The organism is Roseateles sp. FW301-B2, assembly GCF_058788955.1.
This window is the reverse complement of record NZ_JBYTBE010000052.1, coordinates 13,091-27,901: the sequence shown is the minus strand read 5'-3', so window position 1 is coordinate 27,901 and position 14,811 is coordinate 13,091. Positions and strand designations below refer to the sequence as shown.

The following is a 14,811-nucleotide window of genomic DNA, read 5'->3' as shown; positions in this document are numbered from 1 at the left end:
TTGCCAACGCTTGTCGGGCGCACAGCACGACTGCGCGTCGGCGCCTAGATTGGACCCCTTTGGGGGCCTCACGCGGGCGCAAGCCATTGCTTCACAGCCTCTTGCCCCTGAAGTGGGTACAAGGCCGGGGGCAGGGAGGGCTATGCTCGTGCACCTGCACATTCGGGCGCCAGACCATGAAACTGCTGCTCAAGTTCAACCTGATCTTTCTGCTCATCTTCGTGCTGGGCCTGGCGGGATCGGCGCTGGTGGCGCGCGGTTTGCTGCAAAAGGCCGCTGCCGCCGAGGTGGCCGAGAGTGCCAAGCTGCTGATGCAGAACGCCAGCGCCGTGAGCGCCTACACGGCCGAGCAGATCAGGCCGCTGCTGGCGGCGCAGATGGCCGATGCCTTCCTGCCGCAGTCGGTGCCGGCCTACTCGGCCGCCGAGGTGCAGGCCACGCTGCAGAAGCACTACCCCGAGTACCGTTTCAAGTCGGCCATGCTCAACCCCACCAATCCGCGCGACCGCGCGGTGGATTGGGAAGAGGACGTGATCGCGCAGTTCAGCCGCAACACCGAGTTGCAGGAGCTGGTGGGCAAGCGCGACACGCCCACCGGCCCCTCGCTCTATGTGGCGCGCCCGATCCGCATCAGCAACCCGGTCTGCCTGGCCTGCCACAGCACGCCCGCGGCCGCACCGGCCACGCTGGTGGCACGCTACGGCCCCTCGAACGGCTTTGGCTGGAAGATGGGCGACACCCTGGGCGCGCAGCTGGTGTCGGTGCCCATGACGGTGCCGCTGCAGCGCGCGCACGAGGCGCTCAAGGTGGTGATGGGCGCGCTGGCCGGGGTGTTCGTGCTGATCGGCGCGGCGCTCAACTTCATGCTCTGGATGCTGGTGATACGGCCGGTGCGCCAGCTCGCCGCGCTGGCCGACCGCGTCAGCCTGGGCGAGCTGACGGCGCCCGAGTTCGAGACGCGCAGCCGCGACGAGGTGGGCGTGCTGGCCCAGTCCTTCGGCCGCATGCGCAAGAGCCTGAGCCATGCGATGAAGATGCTGGACGTGTGAGCCGGCGCCGCCATGGACCAGCCCGCCTACATCGGCAAATACCGCATTTCCGGCGTGCTGGGGCGTGGCGCCATGGGCGTGGTCTACAAGGGCTTCGACCCGCATATCCAGCGCGCCGTGGCCATCAAGACCATCCTGAAAAGCCTGCTGGACGGCGACCAGGGCAGCACCATGGCGGTGGCGCGCTTTCGCAACGAGGCCCAGGCGGTGGGCCGCATCGCCCACCCGGGCGTGGTGGCCATCCATGAGTTCGGCGAGGACGCGGACAGCGCCTACATCGTGATGGAGTTCGTCGAGGGCAGCACGCTGCAGCAGGTGCTGATGGCCACGCCCATGCTGGGCCTGCCGGCGCTGCTGCACCTGATGGACCAGCTGCTCGATGCGCTGGAGCATGCGCACCGCCAGGGCGTCTGGCACCGCGACATCAAGCCCTCCAACCTGCTGCTGGGTGTGAGCGGCCAGCTCAAGCTGACCGACTTCGGCATCGCCCGCATCGAGAACCTGGGCCTGACGCGGGTCTCGTCGGTGATCGGCACGCCCGGCTATATGGCGCCCGAGCAGTACCTGGGCGAGGGCGTGGACCAGCGCGCCGACCTGTTCGCCGCCGGCGTGCTGCTGTACCGCCTGCTGGCCGGCGTGCTGCCCTTCAACGGCAATGCCCAGCAGGTCATGTATAAGGTGCTCAACGAGGCCGCGGCGCCGCCCAGCCAGGTGGCGCTGGCGGCACGGCCGGCGCTCTTCGACAGCGTGGTCGAGCGCGCCATGGCCAAGCGGCCCGAGCAGCGCTTCGGCAGTGCCGCGGAGTTCCGCAGCATGCTGGCGGGCGTGGCCTCGATGCTGGACCCGGCGCTGCATGGCGACGCCGAGATCGGCGCCCTCGACCAATGGGCCAAGACCCTGGTGATGGCCGCGACCACCTATCCGACCACGCGGCCGGCCACGGCGTCGGCCGGTGCGCCGTCCAGCCAGGGGCATGGCAGCTGGGCCAGCCACTGGGACGGCCCCTCGCTGAGCCGCATCGAGCGCTCGCTGGCCAGCCACGTGGGGCCGATGGCCAGGTTGATGGTGCGCGAGGCCGCGCGCCAATGCCACGACCTGCAGAGCCTGGCCTCGGCGGTGGCGGCCCATATCGCCGATGCCGAGGCGCGCCAGCGCTTCCTGCAGGAAAGCACCGAGGGCAGCCAGCTCGCGCCCATGGGCAGCACCGGCATCGTCGCGCCGCCGCGCGACGCCAGCCTCGCCGCGCTGGCCGCCAGCGGCCAGGCCTTGGACGAGGCCCTCAAGAGCCATGCCCTGGCGGTGCTGAGCCACGAGCTGGGCCCGATCGCGAAAGTGCTGGTGAAGCGGGCGGCGGCGCGCGCCGGCAGCGCCGAGCAGTTCATCGAGGGCCTGCTGGCCGAATGCCCGGAGCTCGATGCGCAGCAGCTCAGGCAGGCGCTGCAGGCGCCGCGCGCGGCGCCCCCATAATGCGCGCCCATGGAATACCTCGCCCTCGTCATCGACTTCATCATCCACGTCGACCGCTATCTGAACCAGTTCGTGGCCGCCTACGGCAACTGGATCTATGCGCTGCTGTTCCTGATCATCTTTGTGGAGACCGGCCTGGTGGTGATGCCCTTCCTGCCCGGCGACTCGCTGCTCTTCATCGTCGGAGCGATGTGCGGCACCGGCCTGCTGGAGCTGCCGGTGGCGATGAGCCTGATGACGCTGGCGGCCATCGCCGGCAACCAGACCAACTACACCATCGGCCGCTACTTCGGCCCCAAGGTGTTCCAGTGGGAGGACTCGCGCTTCTTCAACAAGCGCGCCTTCAACCAGGCGCATGAGTTCTACGAGCGCTGGGGCGGCATCACCATCGTGATCGCGCGCTTCATGCCCTTCGTGCGCACCTTTGCGCCCTTCGTGGCCGGCGTGGCGCAGATGACGCGCCGCAAGTTCACGCTCTACGACGTCAGCGGCGGCCTGCTCTGGGTGGTGGGCGTGATGAGCATGGGTTATGCCTTCGGCAACGTGCCCTGGGTGCAGCACAACCTCGAGAAGATCATCTGGGCGCTGATCGGCATCCCGGGCCTGATCGCGATCTTCGGCGCCTGGAAGGCGCGGCGCCGCGCCCCGGCCTGAACCACCATGCAGCTGCGCGGCAAGCTCATCCTGCTGGCGCTGCTGCCGCTGGTGGTCTCGCTGTTGCTGATCGCCCTGGCCGTGCGCCACCAGGAGCGCGAGCTGGCCGCGCGCGAACGCGAGCTGGTGCGCGCCACCTATATGGACGCGCGCCGCACCGAGCTGCGCCACTATGTGGACCTGGCGGTGAGCACGGTGCAGCCGCTCTACACGGGCCCCCAGCAGGGCGAGGCGGCGACGCGCGCGCGCGCCCTGGCCCTGCTGTCCTCGCTGGACTATGGCCCGGACGGCTATTTCTTCGTCTACGACCTCAGCGGCACGGTGCTGATGCATTCGCGCCAGCCCGAGCTGCTGGGCAAGAACCTCTGGGGCCTGCGCGACCCGCGCGGCCAGCTCACCATCCAGGCACTGATCGCCCAGGCCAAGGCCGGTGGCGGCTATGTCGAGTACCTCTGGCGCAAGCCCTCCAGCGAGCAGATGGCCGCCAAGCTGGGCTATGTGGTGCAGCTGGAGCGCTGGGGCTGGATGCTGGGCACGGGCCTCTACCTGGACGGCATCGAATCCACCATGGCCGAGCTGGACCGCTCGGCCAGCCGCAATATCGCCACCACCTTGCTGTGGATCGCCGGCATCGCGGTGTTCGGCGTGGCCCTCATCAGCGCCAGTGCGCTGGCGCTCAACCTCAGCGAACACCGCAGCGCCGAGACCAAGCTGCGCCTGCTGGCGCGCCAGGTGGTGGCCTCGCAGGAGGACGAGCGCGCGCATCTGGCGCGCGAGCTGCACGACGGCGTGAGCCAGACCCTGGTGTCGACCAAGCTGCTGATCGAATCGGCCGCCGAACGGGTGGGCGAGGGCGCTGCCGCGCGCCCGCTCGGCCAGGCGCTGGCCCGGCTCAACAGCAGCCTCACCGAGGTGCGGCGCATCTCGCACCGGCTGCGCCCGGCCCTGCTGGACACCCTGGGCCTGCCGGCCGCGCTGCAGCACCTGGCGCACGAGTTCGACGAGGCCGGCCCCACGCCGCATGACTTCGTGCTGCAGGGCGAGGCGCGCGAGCTGCCCGAGGTGGTGAAGACGGTGCTGTTCCGCGTCGGCCAGGAGGCGCTCACCAATGCCGCCAAGCATGCGCAGGCCGGGCGGGTGGCGCTGACCCTGGCCTTCGAGCCCACGGGCGCCGTCTGCCTGACGGTGGCCGACGATGGCCGCGGCTTCGATGTGGAGGCGGTGCAGGCCCACCCCGAGCTGGGCCTGGGCCTGCGCAGCATGCGCGAACGCCTGGTCTCGATCGGCGGCCGGCTGGAGCTGCACGCCAGCCTGGGCCATGGCACCCAGCTGGAAGCCCGCGTGCCGGCGGCGGCCCTGGCTAAACTGGCCCATCCATGAGCAGCCCGCCCCTCATCCACATCATGCTGGTCGACGATCACCCGATGGTGCGCGAGGGCCTGGTGGCGCGCCTGCAGTCGGTGCCGCAGTTCCGTGTGGTGGGCGAAGCCGGTTCGGCCGAGCAGGCGGTGCAGGTGCTGGGGCAATGCCGGCCCGATGTGCTGCTGATGGACGTGGGGCTCAAGGGCACGAATGGCATCGCCCTGGCCGAGCAGCTGGGCCAGAGCCACCCGGGCCTGCGCGTGCTGATGTTCAGCATGTATGACAACCCCGAGTATGTGCAACGCGCCCTGCAGGCGGGTGCGCGCGGCTATGTGCTGAAGGATGCGCCGGCCAGCGAGATCGTTGCCGCCATCGAGGCGGTGGCGGCCGGTGGCACCTATCTCAGCACCGGCATCTCGCAGCGCCTGTTCCGCGCGCAGCAGCCGCGCCCCATGCTCTCGCCGCGCGAGAGCGAGATCCTCTCGGCGCTGGGCCGCGGCGAGTCCAGCAAGCAGATCGCGCGCAGCCTGGACCTGAGCGTGCGCACCGTCGAGGCGCATCGCCAGAGCATCAAGCGCAAGCTGGGGCTGGACGGCCAAGCCGAGCTGATCAAGTACGCGGTGGAACACTCGAAAACCACGGGTTGACCCTTAGGTGGTCCCACGCGGGGGCCACGCGTAGCTTGACCGATGCGCCGTCGCGGTGCATTTCGCACACTGATGGGGAGGCGGCATCCGGATGCTCATGGGCCGCCCCCAACAGGAGACTCCCATCATGATCTCGAAGCTGCGTAGCCACCTCGCCTGGGCGGGTGTGGCGATTGTCGGAGCGCTCTCGCTCGCCTATGTGGCCCTGGCCCGCGGCGAGGCGGTCAGTGCCCTCTGGGTGGTGGTGGCCGCGGTGTGCGTCTACCTGATCGCCTACCGCTACTACAGCCTCTTCCTCGCCACCAAGGTGCTGGGCTTGGACGCACAGCGCCAGACCCCCGCTTGGCGCCACAACGACGGCCTGGACTATGTGCCCACGCACAAATACGTGCTCTACGGCCACCACTTCGCCGCGATTGCCGGCGCCGGCCCGCTGGTGGGCCCGGTGCTGGCCGCGCAGATGGGCTATCTGCCGGGTCTGCTGTGGCTGCTGGCCGGCGTGGTGTTCGCCGGCGCGGTGCAGGACTTCATCGTGCTCTTCATCTCCACGCGCCGCGACGGCCGCTCGCTGGGCGACCTGATCAAGCAGGAGATGGGCACCGTGCCGGGCCTGATCGCCCTGTTCGGCGCCTTCATGATCATGATCATCATCCTGGCGGTGCTGGCCCTGATCGTGGTGAAGGCCCTGGCCGATTCGCCCTGGGGCACCTTCACCGTGGCCGCCACCATCCCGGTGGCGCTGTTCATGGGTGTCTACCTGCGCTACATCCGCCCGGGCCGCATCGGCGAGGTCTCCATCATCGGCTTCGTGCTGCTGATGCTGTCCATCATCGGCGGCCAATGGGTGCATGAGAGTGCCACGCTGGCACCACTCTTCACCTATGACGCCAAGGCCCTGACCTGGATGCTGATCGGCTACGGCTTCGTGGCCGCCTCGATCCCGGTGTGGCTGCTGCTGGCGCCGCGCGACTACCTCAGCACCTTCCTGAAGATCGGCACCATCGTGGCGCTGGCGATCGGCATCGTGATCGTGGCGCCGCCGCTGCAGATGCCGGCCTTCACCCAGTTCGCGGCGGGCAACGGCCCGGTCTGGTCGGGCAATCTCTTCCCCTTCCTCTTCATCACCATCGCCTGCGGCGCGGTGTCGGGCTTCCATGCGCTGATCTCCTCGGGCACCACGCCCAAGATGCTGGAGAACGAGACGCACGCCCGCTTCATCGGCTATGGCGGCATGCTGGCCGAGTCCTTCGTCGCGGTGATGGCCCTGGTGGCGGCCTCCTGCATCCAGCCGGGCGTCTACTTCGCGATGAACAGCCCGGCCGCCCTGGTGGGCAGCAATGTCGACGCGGTGGCGCAGACGCTCTCGACCTGGGGCTTCGTGGTCACGCCCGAGATGCTCACCCAGACCGCCGCCGATGTGGGCGAGAAGACCATCCTGGCGCGCGCCGGCGGTGCGCCCACGCTGGCGGTGGGCATGGCCCATATCCTGCACCAGGTGGTGGGCGGCAAGGCCATGATGGCCTTCTGGTACCACTTCGCCATCCTGTTCGAGGCGCTCTTCATCCTCACCGCGGTGGACGCCGGCACGCGCGCCGGACGCTTCATGCTGCAGGACCTGCTGGGCAGTTTCGTGCCCGCGCTCAAGCGCACCGATTCGCTGCCCGCCAACCTGATCGCCACCGGCCTGTGCGTGGCCGCCTGGGGCTACTTCCTCTACCAGGGCGTGGTCGATCCGCTGGGCGGCATCAACACCCTGTGGCCGCTGTTCGGCATCTCCAACCAGATGCTGGCCGCCGTCGCGCTGATGCTGGGCACGGTGGTGCTGTTCAAGATGAAGAAGGACCGCTACGCCTGGGTGACGGCGCTGCCGGCCGCCTGGCTGCTGGTGTGCACGCTCACCGCCGGCTGGCTGAAGATGTTCTCGGCCGACCCCAAGGTGGGCTTCCTGGCCCATGCCGACAAGTACGCGGGCGCGGTGGCCGAGGGCAAGCTGCTGGCGCCGGCCAAGTCGCTGGCGGCGATGGAACGCGTGGTCTTCAACGACCGCCTCGACGCCGTGCTGTGCGGGCTCTTCATCTTCGTGGTGCTGAGCGTGCTGGTCTACAGCATCAAGTCCATCCTGGCCGCGCGCGCCGAGCGCCGCCCGACGGTGCAGGAAGCGGCCTTCGTACCTTTTGCCGCTGCGGCGGGAGCCGGCGGTGATTGAGGTCGTTGAGGCGGCCGGCCGCGCGGGCCGCTACTTCGCGCAAAGCCTGCGCCTGATGGTGGGCCAGCCGGACTACGGCGCCTACGTGGCCCATATGAAGGCCACCCACCCGGAGCAGGCGCCGATGAGCTACGAGGCCTTCTTCCGCGAACGCCAGGACGCCCGCTACGGCGTCGGCACGGGCCGCATGAGCCGTTGCTGCTGAGCCGCCCGGCTCAGGACAGCGGCCGGTGCCGCGCCAGGGGCGGGTTCTTGGCAAAGTAGCGCGCGATGCCGGTGGCCAGGGCCTGCACCAGCTTGGCCTGGTAGTCGGGATCGCGCAGCCGGCTTTCCTCGTCCGGGTTGGAGATGAAGGCCGTCTCCACCAGGATGGAGGGCATGTCGGGCGCCTTCAGCACCGCAAAGCCGGCCTGCTCGACCTGGCGCTTGTGCAGATTGCCGACACGGCCGATCTGGCCCAGCACCTCGGAGCCGAGCTTGAGGCTGTCCTTGATCTGCGCCGTGGTGCTCATGTCCAGCAGGGTGCGCAGCACGGTGGCATCCTTCACCGCCAGGTTGTTGACGCCGCCCACCAGGTCGGCGGCATTCTCGCGGTCGGCCATCCAGCGCGCCGCCGAACTGCTGGCGCCATTGGTGCTGAGCACGAACACCGAGGCGCCCTTGGCCTGCGGCGTGAAGAAGGCATCGGCGTGGATGGAGACGAACAGGTCGGCATTCACGCGCCGCGCCTTGCGCACGCGCTCGTGCAGAGGCACGAAGAAATCGGCATCGCGCGTCATCATCACGCGGATATTGGGGTTGGCGTTGAGGCGCTCGCGCAGCTGCAGGCCGATCGTCAGCACCACGTCCTTTTCCTTCAGGCCCGAGGGGCCGACGGCGCCGGGGTCCTCGCCGCCATGGCCGGGGTCCAGCGCGATCACGATCAGGCGGTCGATCTTCTGCTGCGCGCCGACGATGGGCGCCGGCGCTGGCGCCGGTGCCGGGGTCTGCAGCTCGGCCGCGCTGGCGGGCGCCGATGCCGCGGGCGGGGCCACCAGCGGCGCCGAGGCCGGCGGCCTGGGCAGCTCGGGCCGGTCGATGCGGCCGATCAGCTCGCCCAGCGCATCCTGCACCGACTGCGCCGCCGCCTTCTCCGCGTTTTCCTTCTCGCGTATCAGCGCCAGCAGCGGGTCGCGCTCCTGCAGCGGGTAGAGGTCGAACACCAGGCGGTGCTTGTAGGCCGCCACCGGCGCGATCGAGAACAGCTGCGGCGCCACGCCCTGCTTGAGGTCCAGCACGATGCGCACCACGCGCGGCTGGTTCTGGCCCACGCGCACACCGGCGATGTAGGGGTCGTCGGCCTTCACCTTGCCCAGCAGCTCGCGCAGGCCGGGGCTGAGCTCCAGACCGTCGATGTCGATCACCAGCCGGTCCGGGTTGGCGGCCAGGAAATGCTTGGCGGCGAGCGGCTTGTCGGACTCCAGCGTGACGCGCGTGTAGTCGGCCGCCGGCCAGACGCGCACCGCCACGATGTTGGCGCTGCCCGGCGAACTCGCGGCGCGCAGCTGCGGGGCCTGCAGCAGCAGCGCCAGGCTGCCCATGGCGCGCAGGGCGTGGCGGCGGCTCATGCGCTCAGCCCTTTCAGCCCGTCCAGCAAGACCTGACCCTCGGGCGTGCAGGCCTCGACGCGCACGCGGCGGCTCTGGTCGTCCTGCGCCTCGAGGTGGATCGCCAGCGTGGGCGCGGGCAGCATGCCGGCCGCCTTCTCGGGCCATTCGCTCAGCTTCAGGCCGGGCGCGGTGAAGATCTCGCGGAAGCCCGCGTCCTCCCACTCGCGCGGATCGTTGAAGCGGTAGAAATCGAAATGGCTGACCTCGCCGGCCGGCAGCTGGTAGCTCTCCAGCACCGCATAGCTGGGGCTCTTGATGCGGCCCGTCACGCCGAGCGCGCGCAGGAGATGGCGCACCAGGCTGGTCTTGCCGGCGCCCAGGGTGCCATGCAGCTCGATGCTGGCATGCATCGGGCCAGGAGCATGGGTCAAGGCCTGCGCGAGGGCTTGCGCAAAGCGCTCGCAGGCCGACTCGTCGGGCCAGTGGAACAGGCGGGTTTCTAGAATGGCCAAATGCAGCACGCTCCGCGAACTGAAGAAAAACAAACCGAGATCGATGCCCAGGCGTTGATGGCGCAACTGCAGGCCTGGGCGCTTGAGCTGGGATTCTCACAGATTGGCGTGGCCGATATCGACCTCAGCAGCGCCGAGCCCGGCTTGCTGGCCTGGCTGGCGGCGGGCTTTCACGGCAGCATGCATTACATGGCCAGCCATGGCCTCAAGCGCGCCCGGCCGGCCGAGCTGGTGCCGGGCACGGTGCGCGTGCTGACCGCGCGCATGGACTATCTGCCCCAGCGGCTGCCGGGTGACTGGCAGGCGATCGAATGGCAGCGCCTGGCCGAGCCGCTGGCCGCCCAGGTCTCGCTCTATGCCCGCGGCCGCGACTATCACAAGGTGCTGCGCCAGCGCCTGCAGCAGCTCGCCAGCCGGCTGGAGGCGCTGGTGGGGCCGCTGGGCTACCGCGTCTTCACCGATTCGGCCCCGGTGCTGGAGGTGGAGCTGGCCAGCCGCTCCGGCATCGGCTGGCGCGGCAAGCACAGCCTGACCCTGCACCGCGAGGCCGGCTCGATGTTCTTCCTGGGCGAGATCATGGTGGACCTGCCGCTGCCGCTGAGCGAGGCGGTCAGCGGCCATTGCGGGCAATGCACGGCCTGCATCGACGTCTGCCCGACCCGCGCCATCGTCGCGCCCTACCAGGTGGATGCGCGGCGCTGCATCTCCTACCTGACGATCGAGTCGGACGAGCCGATCCCGCTGGAGCTGCGGCCGCTGCTGGGCAACCGCATCTATGGCTGCGACGACTGCCAGCTCGTCTGCCCCTGGAACAAGTTCGCGCAGCGCCACGCCTTGGCGGATTTCGACACCCGCGGCCCCTTCGAGGCGCCCACCCTGCTGCAGCTGTGGGGCTGGAGCGAAGCCGAGTTCCTGCGCCTCACCGAGGGCTCGGCGATACGCCGCATCGGCCACGCGCGCTGGCAGCGCAACCTGGCGGTGGCGATGGGCAATGCGCTCAGGCGAAAGGACCTGGCCACGGCGGATGAGGCCGCGCTGCGCGCCGCGCTGCAGAAGCGACTGCCGCAGGCCGGCGAGCTGCTGGCCGAGCACATCGCCTGGGCGCTGGCTCAGTAGCGCAAGAGCATCAGCCACATCGGCACGGTCAGCATGCCCAGCAGGGTGGAGACCGTCACCAGCCCGGCGACGAAGGAGGCGTGGCCGCCCATGCGCGCCGCCAGCACATAGGCGCTGGACGCGGTGGGCAGGGCGGCAAAGGCCACCAGGATGCTGCGCTGGCCCGGCGCCAACGCCAGCGCCCAGGCGAAGGCAAAGGCCAGCAGGGGCAGGGCGGCGTGGCGTATCGCCAGCAGCGCGGCGGCCAGCTTGGGCGAGTCCTTCAAGGCGCCCAGGCGCAGGCCGGCGCCCACCGCCATCAGGCCCAGCGGCAGGGCGGCCAGGCCGATCTTCTGCAGGCTGATGGCAGCCGCCTCGGGCAGGCGCAGGCCCAGCAGATTGGCCAGCAGGCCGGCGACGGTGGCGAGGATGAGCGGGTTGCGCCCCAGTTCGCGCAAATAGCCGTGCCCGCCATGGCGCGCCAGCGGCCAGACCGCGGCCACATTGGCCAGCGGCACGCAGATGGCGATCAGCAGCGCCACCCAGGCCACGCCCTGCGCGCCTTGCAGGCGCTCGGCCAGGGCCAGCGCGATGAAGCTGTTGAAGCGAAAGCCCACCTGGGCGCCCGAGGCATGGGTCTGCGCATCCACCCCGGGCCACAGGCGTAGCGCATAGGCCAAGAGCACGCCGCTGCCCACAACGCCCAAGCCGCCCAGGGCCAGGTGCAGGGTGGCGGCCGGCTGCAGCACGCTGCGCGAGATCGAGTTGAACAGCAGCACCGGGAACAGCAGGTAGTACACCAGCTTCTCGGCCGCCTCCCAGACCGGGCGATCCAGGCTGGTGGCGCGGCACAGGGCAAAGCCCGTCAGGATCAGCAGAAAGTCAGGCAGCAGCAACAGCAGGTCCGTCATGCGCCCAGTGTGCCTGCGGGCCGGGCGCGCCCCATGCGTGAGGCTACGTAATTCCGCTAGCATGGCTTGCGACCGGGCCGCCTAGCATCGCGGCAGGAGACATCCACCAAGACTACGATAAGGAAAACCTCACGATGAAGCGCCGTCATTGCCTACAAGCCAGCGTGGCCCTGGCCGCCAGCACCCTGCTGACCCCGACCCTTTCGCATGCGCAGGGCTATCCCAACAAGCCGATCCGGCTGGTGGTGCCTTTTGCACCCGGCGGCACCACCGACATCGTGGCCCGCGTGGTGGCCGAGAAGCTGCACCTGGCGCTGGGCCAGACCGTGGTGGTGGAGAACAAGGCCGGCGGCGGCGGCAAGGTGGGTGCCAACGAAACCGCCAAGGCCGCGCCGGACGGCTATTCCCTGGGCATGGCGACGGTCTCGACCACCGCGGCCAACCCCGCCATCGACCCCAAGATTCCCTACAACCCGCTCACCGACTTCACCCCCATCACCAATGTGGCGGCCACGCCCAATGTGATCGCGGTGCACCCGAGCTTCCCGGCGCGCGACTACAAGGGCTTTGTCGCCGAGCTCAAGAAGAACCCGGGCAAGTACAGCTTCGCCAGCTCCGGCACCGGCGGCATCGGCCATCTGCAGATGGAGCTTTACAAGAACCTGGCGGGCGTGTTCGTGCTGCACATCCCCTACCGCGGCGCCGGCCCGGCGCTGAACGACACGGTGGCTGGCCAGGTGCCGATGATTTTCGACAACCTGCCCTCGGCGCTGCCCTTCATCAAGGACGGGCGCCTGATCCCCATCGTGGTGGCGGCGCCGCAGCGCCTGACGCAGCTGCCCAATGTGCCCACCTTCAAGGAGGTCGGGCTGGATCCGGTCAACCGCATGGCGTACTACGGCATCTACGGGCCCAAGGGCTTGTCCAAGGAGGTGGTGGACAAGGTCTACGGCGCGGTCAAGAAGACGCTGGAGCTGCCGGATGTGAAGAAGCGCATCGAGGACACCGGCTCGCTGATCGTGGCCAACACGCCCGAGCAGTTCGGCGCCCAGATCAGGGCCGAGTACGAGGTCTACAAGAAGGTCGTCGAGTCGCAGAAGTTGAAGCTTGACTGACGCACGCGAGCGCAGCCGGCAGGGCATAGACGCTTTTGTCGAAGCCCTCTGGATCGAGGACGGGCTGGCGCGCAACACCCTGGAGGCCTACAAGCGCGATCTGCTGCTGCTGGCCGACTGGCTGGCGCGCGAGCCCGGCCGCGCGCTGGACGAGGCCCGCGAGCTGGACCTGCTGGGCTATGCCAGCGCGCGCCACGAGGCCAGCCGCGCCACCAGCGCGAACCGGCGGCTCTCGGTGTTCAAGCGCTATTTCCGCTGGGCGCTGCGCGAACAGCGCTGCACGCAAGACCCGACCCTGCGCCTGCAGAACGCCCGCCAGCCGCTGCGCGTGCCCAAGACGCTTGGCGAGGGCCAGATCGAGGCCCTGCTGTCGGCGCCGAACGTCGGCGAGCCGCTGGGCCTGCGTGACCGCGCCATGCTGGAGCTGATGTATGCCAGCGGCCTGCGCGTGAGCGAGCTGGTGACCCTCAAGAGCGTGCATGTGGGCATGAAGGAGGCGGCGCTGCGCATCACCGGCAAGGGCAGCAAGGAGCGCCTCGTGCCCTTTGGCGAGGAGGCCCATGGCTGGCTGCTGCGCTATCTGCAGGAGGCGCGCGCCGAGCTGCTGCAGGGGCGGCGCAGCGAGGCGCTTTTCGTGACCGTGCAGGGCGAGGGCATGAGCCGGCAGATGTTCTGGAAACTGGTGAAGAAATACGCCGTCGAGGCCGGAATCCTGGCGCCGATCTCGCCGCATACCCTGCGCCACGCCTTCGCCACCCATCTGCTCAACCACGGCGCCGATCTGCGTGCGGTGCAGCTGCTGCTGGGGCACGCCGACCTTTCCACCACCCAGATCTACACCCATGTGGCGCGCGAGCGGCTCAAAAGCCTGCATGCGGCGCACCATCCCAGAGGCTAGTTAGCGCACGGGGAGCGCCGAGGGCGGCTTGATCTCCTCCAGGCAGATCATCGAGCGCACATCGGCCACGCCCTCCAGCTGCATCAGCTTGTCGGTGAGGAATTGCGAGAGCGCCTTGAGATCGCTGGCCACCACCTTGAGCAGGTAGTCGCAATCGCCCGAGACGGTGTGGCACTCCAGAATCTGCGGGAAGTCGCGCAGCAAGGCCTCCAGCTCGCGCACCCGCGCAAAGGCCTGGGCCTCGATGTTGAGGCTGACGAAGGCGGTCACCCCCAGGCCCAGGCTGGCTGGCGCCACCAGGGCGCGGTAGCCCTGCAGCACGCCGCGCTCCTCCAGCGCGCGCACGCGACGAAAGCATTGCGGCGGCGAGAGACGGATCTGCGCCGCCAGGTCCACATTCGAGATGCGGCCATCGCGCTGCAGGATCTCGAGGATCTTGCTGTCGATGGCGTCCAGGGTGGGCGGGGCAGGGGTGGCGGCTGGCATAGAAGCGCAGTCTAAGGGCTGACCCTGAGGGACAATCCCGCGATGGACCATAGCTTTCTCTCCGCCTTCATCCTGCTGCTGCTGGTCTTGGACCCGCTGGGCAGCCTGCCCATCTTCATTTCCATCATGCGCGAGGTGCCCAAGCCGCGCCGCACCCGCATGGCCGCGCGCGAGGTGGGCATTGCCTTCGCGGTGCTGTTCGCCTTCATGTTCCTGGGCGGCAGCTTTCTGCAAGTGATGCATCTCTCCGAGCGTTCGCTGGAGGTGGCCGGCGGGGTGATCCTGCTCATCATCGCGATCCGCATGATCTTCGGCAGCGCCGGCGAGTCGGCCTATGGCATCGAGCCCGGCCGCGAACCCTTCATCTTCCCCCTCGCCGTGCCCCTGCTGGCCGGCCCCTCGGCGATGGCCACGGTGCTGCTGCTGGCCTCGCGCCAGCCCGAGCGCATTTTCGACTGGATCGGCGCGCTCACCGCCGCCATGCTGGTCTCGGGCCTGACCCTGCTGCTGGCCGACCGCATCCGCAAGATCCTGGGCGACTCGGTGGTCTCGGCGATCGAGAAGCTGATGGGCCTGGTGCTGACCGCGATTGCGGTGGAAATGGTGCTGGCCGGGCTGAAGCGCTATTTCATCGGTGGCCTGTGACTGGCCTAAATTTCACGATACGAAACAGCGTTATCAGATCGCAAAATCTGGGCTTGCTGCGCTGCCGCAATTTTTCTCATTATGGTGAGTGTCGTTTCACAATCCGATATCAGCAAGACAAGCCATTGATTTTAAAGGGAAACTTTTTTAGTCTTATATAAGACACAAGTCTTCC

The 14,811-nt window shown here is 68.9% G+C and carries 15 protein-coding genes; 11 read left to right on the top strand and 4 right to left on the bottom strand.

Annotation, left to right across the window (positions count from 1 at the left end):
• Positions 1 to 176 precede the first annotated feature (176 nt).
• The 7 genes from AC3WQY_RS23470 to AC3WQY_RS23440 all read left to right on the top strand — a co-directional run bounded on the left by AC3WQY_RS23470 (position 177) and on the right by AC3WQY_RS23440 (position 7,590).
• The gene (locus tag AC3WQY_RS23470) at positions 177 to 1,049 is read left to right on the top strand and encodes a c-type heme family protein (RefSeq protein ID WP_492710985.1); all 873 of its coding nucleotides are present in this window, start codon (positions 177 to 179) and stop codon (positions 1,047 to 1,049) included.
• Positions 1,050 to 1,061: 12 nt separating this feature from the next.
• A complete protein-coding gene (locus AC3WQY_RS23465; protein ID WP_492710984.1) occupies positions 1,062 to 2,516 on the top strand; it encodes a serine/threonine-protein kinase in 1,455 nt (484 codons plus the stop codon).
• A gap of 9 nt (positions 2,517 to 2,525) precedes the next feature.
• The gene (locus AC3WQY_RS23460; protein WP_492710983.1) at positions 2,526 to 3,170 is read left to right on the top strand and encodes a DedA family protein; all 645 of its coding nucleotides are present in this window, start codon (positions 2,526 to 2,528) and stop codon (positions 3,168 to 3,170) included.
• Between the two features lie 6 nt (positions 3,171 to 3,176).
• A complete protein-coding gene (locus tag AC3WQY_RS23455; protein ID WP_492710981.1) occupies positions 3,177 to 4,550 on the top strand; it encodes a cache domain-containing protein in 1,374 nt (457 codons plus the stop codon).
• Positions 4,547 to 5,179 (top strand): response regulator transcription factor, encoded by a 633-nt coding sequence (locus AC3WQY_RS23450; RefSeq protein ID WP_492710979.1) that lies wholly within the window; start codon positions 4,547 to 4,549, stop codon positions 5,177 to 5,179. The genes AC3WQY_RS23455 and AC3WQY_RS23450 overlap by 4 nt, the downstream gene beginning before the upstream one ends.
• Before the next feature lie 127 nt (positions 5,180 to 5,306).
• Complete coding sequence (locus tag AC3WQY_RS23445; protein ID WP_492710977.1) at positions 5,307 to 7,385, top strand: carbon starvation CstA family protein; 2,079 nt, start codon at positions 5,307 to 5,309, stop codon at positions 7,383 to 7,385.
• Entirely contained in the window at positions 7,378 to 7,590 is a 213-nt protein-coding gene (locus tag AC3WQY_RS23440) for a YbdD/YjiX family protein (RefSeq protein WP_492710976.1), read from the top strand. Before AC3WQY_RS23445 ends, AC3WQY_RS23440 begins: the two co-directional genes overlap by 8 nt.
• A 10-nt stretch (positions 7,591 to 7,600) precedes the next feature.
• Here AC3WQY_RS23440 and AC3WQY_RS23435 read toward each other — a convergent pair whose 3' ends face one another.
• Together AC3WQY_RS23435 and tsaE are read right to left on the bottom strand one after the other, a co-directional pair.
• Entirely contained in the window at positions 7,601 to 8,992 is a 1,392-nt protein-coding gene (locus tag AC3WQY_RS23435) for an N-acetylmuramoyl-L-alanine amidase (RefSeq protein WP_492710974.1), read from the bottom strand.
• Positions 8,989 to 9,492 (bottom strand): tRNA (adenosine(37)-N6)-threonylcarbamoyltransferase complex ATPase subunit type 1 TsaE, encoded by a 504-nt coding sequence (gene tsaE, locus AC3WQY_RS23430; protein ID WP_492710989.1) that lies wholly within the window; start codon positions 9,490 to 9,492, stop codon positions 8,989 to 8,991. The genes AC3WQY_RS23435 and tsaE overlap by 4 nt, the downstream gene beginning before the upstream one ends.
• Before the next feature lie 51 nt (positions 9,493 to 9,543).
• Between tsaE and queG the strand changes: the two genes are divergently transcribed.
• Positions 9,544 to 10,602, top strand: coding sequence for a tRNA epoxyqueuosine(34) reductase QueG (gene queG, locus AC3WQY_RS23425; protein ID WP_492710988.1), 1,059 nt, complete (start codon positions 9,544 to 9,546; stop codon positions 10,600 to 10,602).
• Here the strand turns inward: queG and AC3WQY_RS23420 are convergent.
• Positions 10,596 to 11,492: an AEC family transporter gene (locus tag AC3WQY_RS23420; RefSeq protein WP_492710973.1), complete on the bottom strand. Its 897-nt coding sequence runs from the start codon at positions 11,490 to 11,492 to the stop codon at positions 10,596 to 10,598. The genes queG and AC3WQY_RS23420 overlap by 7 nt on opposite strands.
• 134 nt (positions 11,493 to 11,626) lie before the next feature.
• Here AC3WQY_RS23420 and AC3WQY_RS23415 point away from each other — a divergent pair, with 134 nt between their 5' ends.
• On the top strand, positions 11,627 to 12,607 hold the full coding sequence (locus AC3WQY_RS23415) for a tripartite tricarboxylate transporter substrate binding protein BugE (protein ID WP_492710972.1): 981 nt from the start codon (positions 11,627 to 11,629) through the stop codon (positions 12,605 to 12,607).
• A complete protein-coding gene (gene xerD, locus AC3WQY_RS23410; protein WP_492710970.1) occupies positions 12,600 to 13,505 on the top strand; it encodes a site-specific tyrosine recombinase XerD in 906 nt (301 codons plus the stop codon). The genes AC3WQY_RS23415 and xerD overlap by 8 nt, the downstream gene beginning before the upstream one ends.
• Here the strand turns inward: xerD and AC3WQY_RS23405 are convergent, their stop codons facing one another.
• Positions 13,506 to 13,991 (bottom strand): Lrp/AsnC family transcriptional regulator, encoded by a 486-nt coding sequence (locus tag AC3WQY_RS23405; RefSeq protein ID WP_492710968.1) that lies wholly within the window; start codon positions 13,989 to 13,991, stop codon positions 13,506 to 13,508. It abuts the gene before it with no gap.
• Positions 13,992 to 14,033: 42 nt separating this feature from the next.
• Between AC3WQY_RS23405 and AC3WQY_RS23400 the strand changes: the two genes are divergently transcribed.
• A complete protein-coding gene (locus tag AC3WQY_RS23400) occupies positions 14,034 to 14,636 on the top strand; it encodes a MarC family protein (RefSeq protein ID WP_285232179.1) in 603 nt (200 codons plus the stop codon).
• Positions 14,637 to 14,811 lie beyond the last annotated feature (175 nt).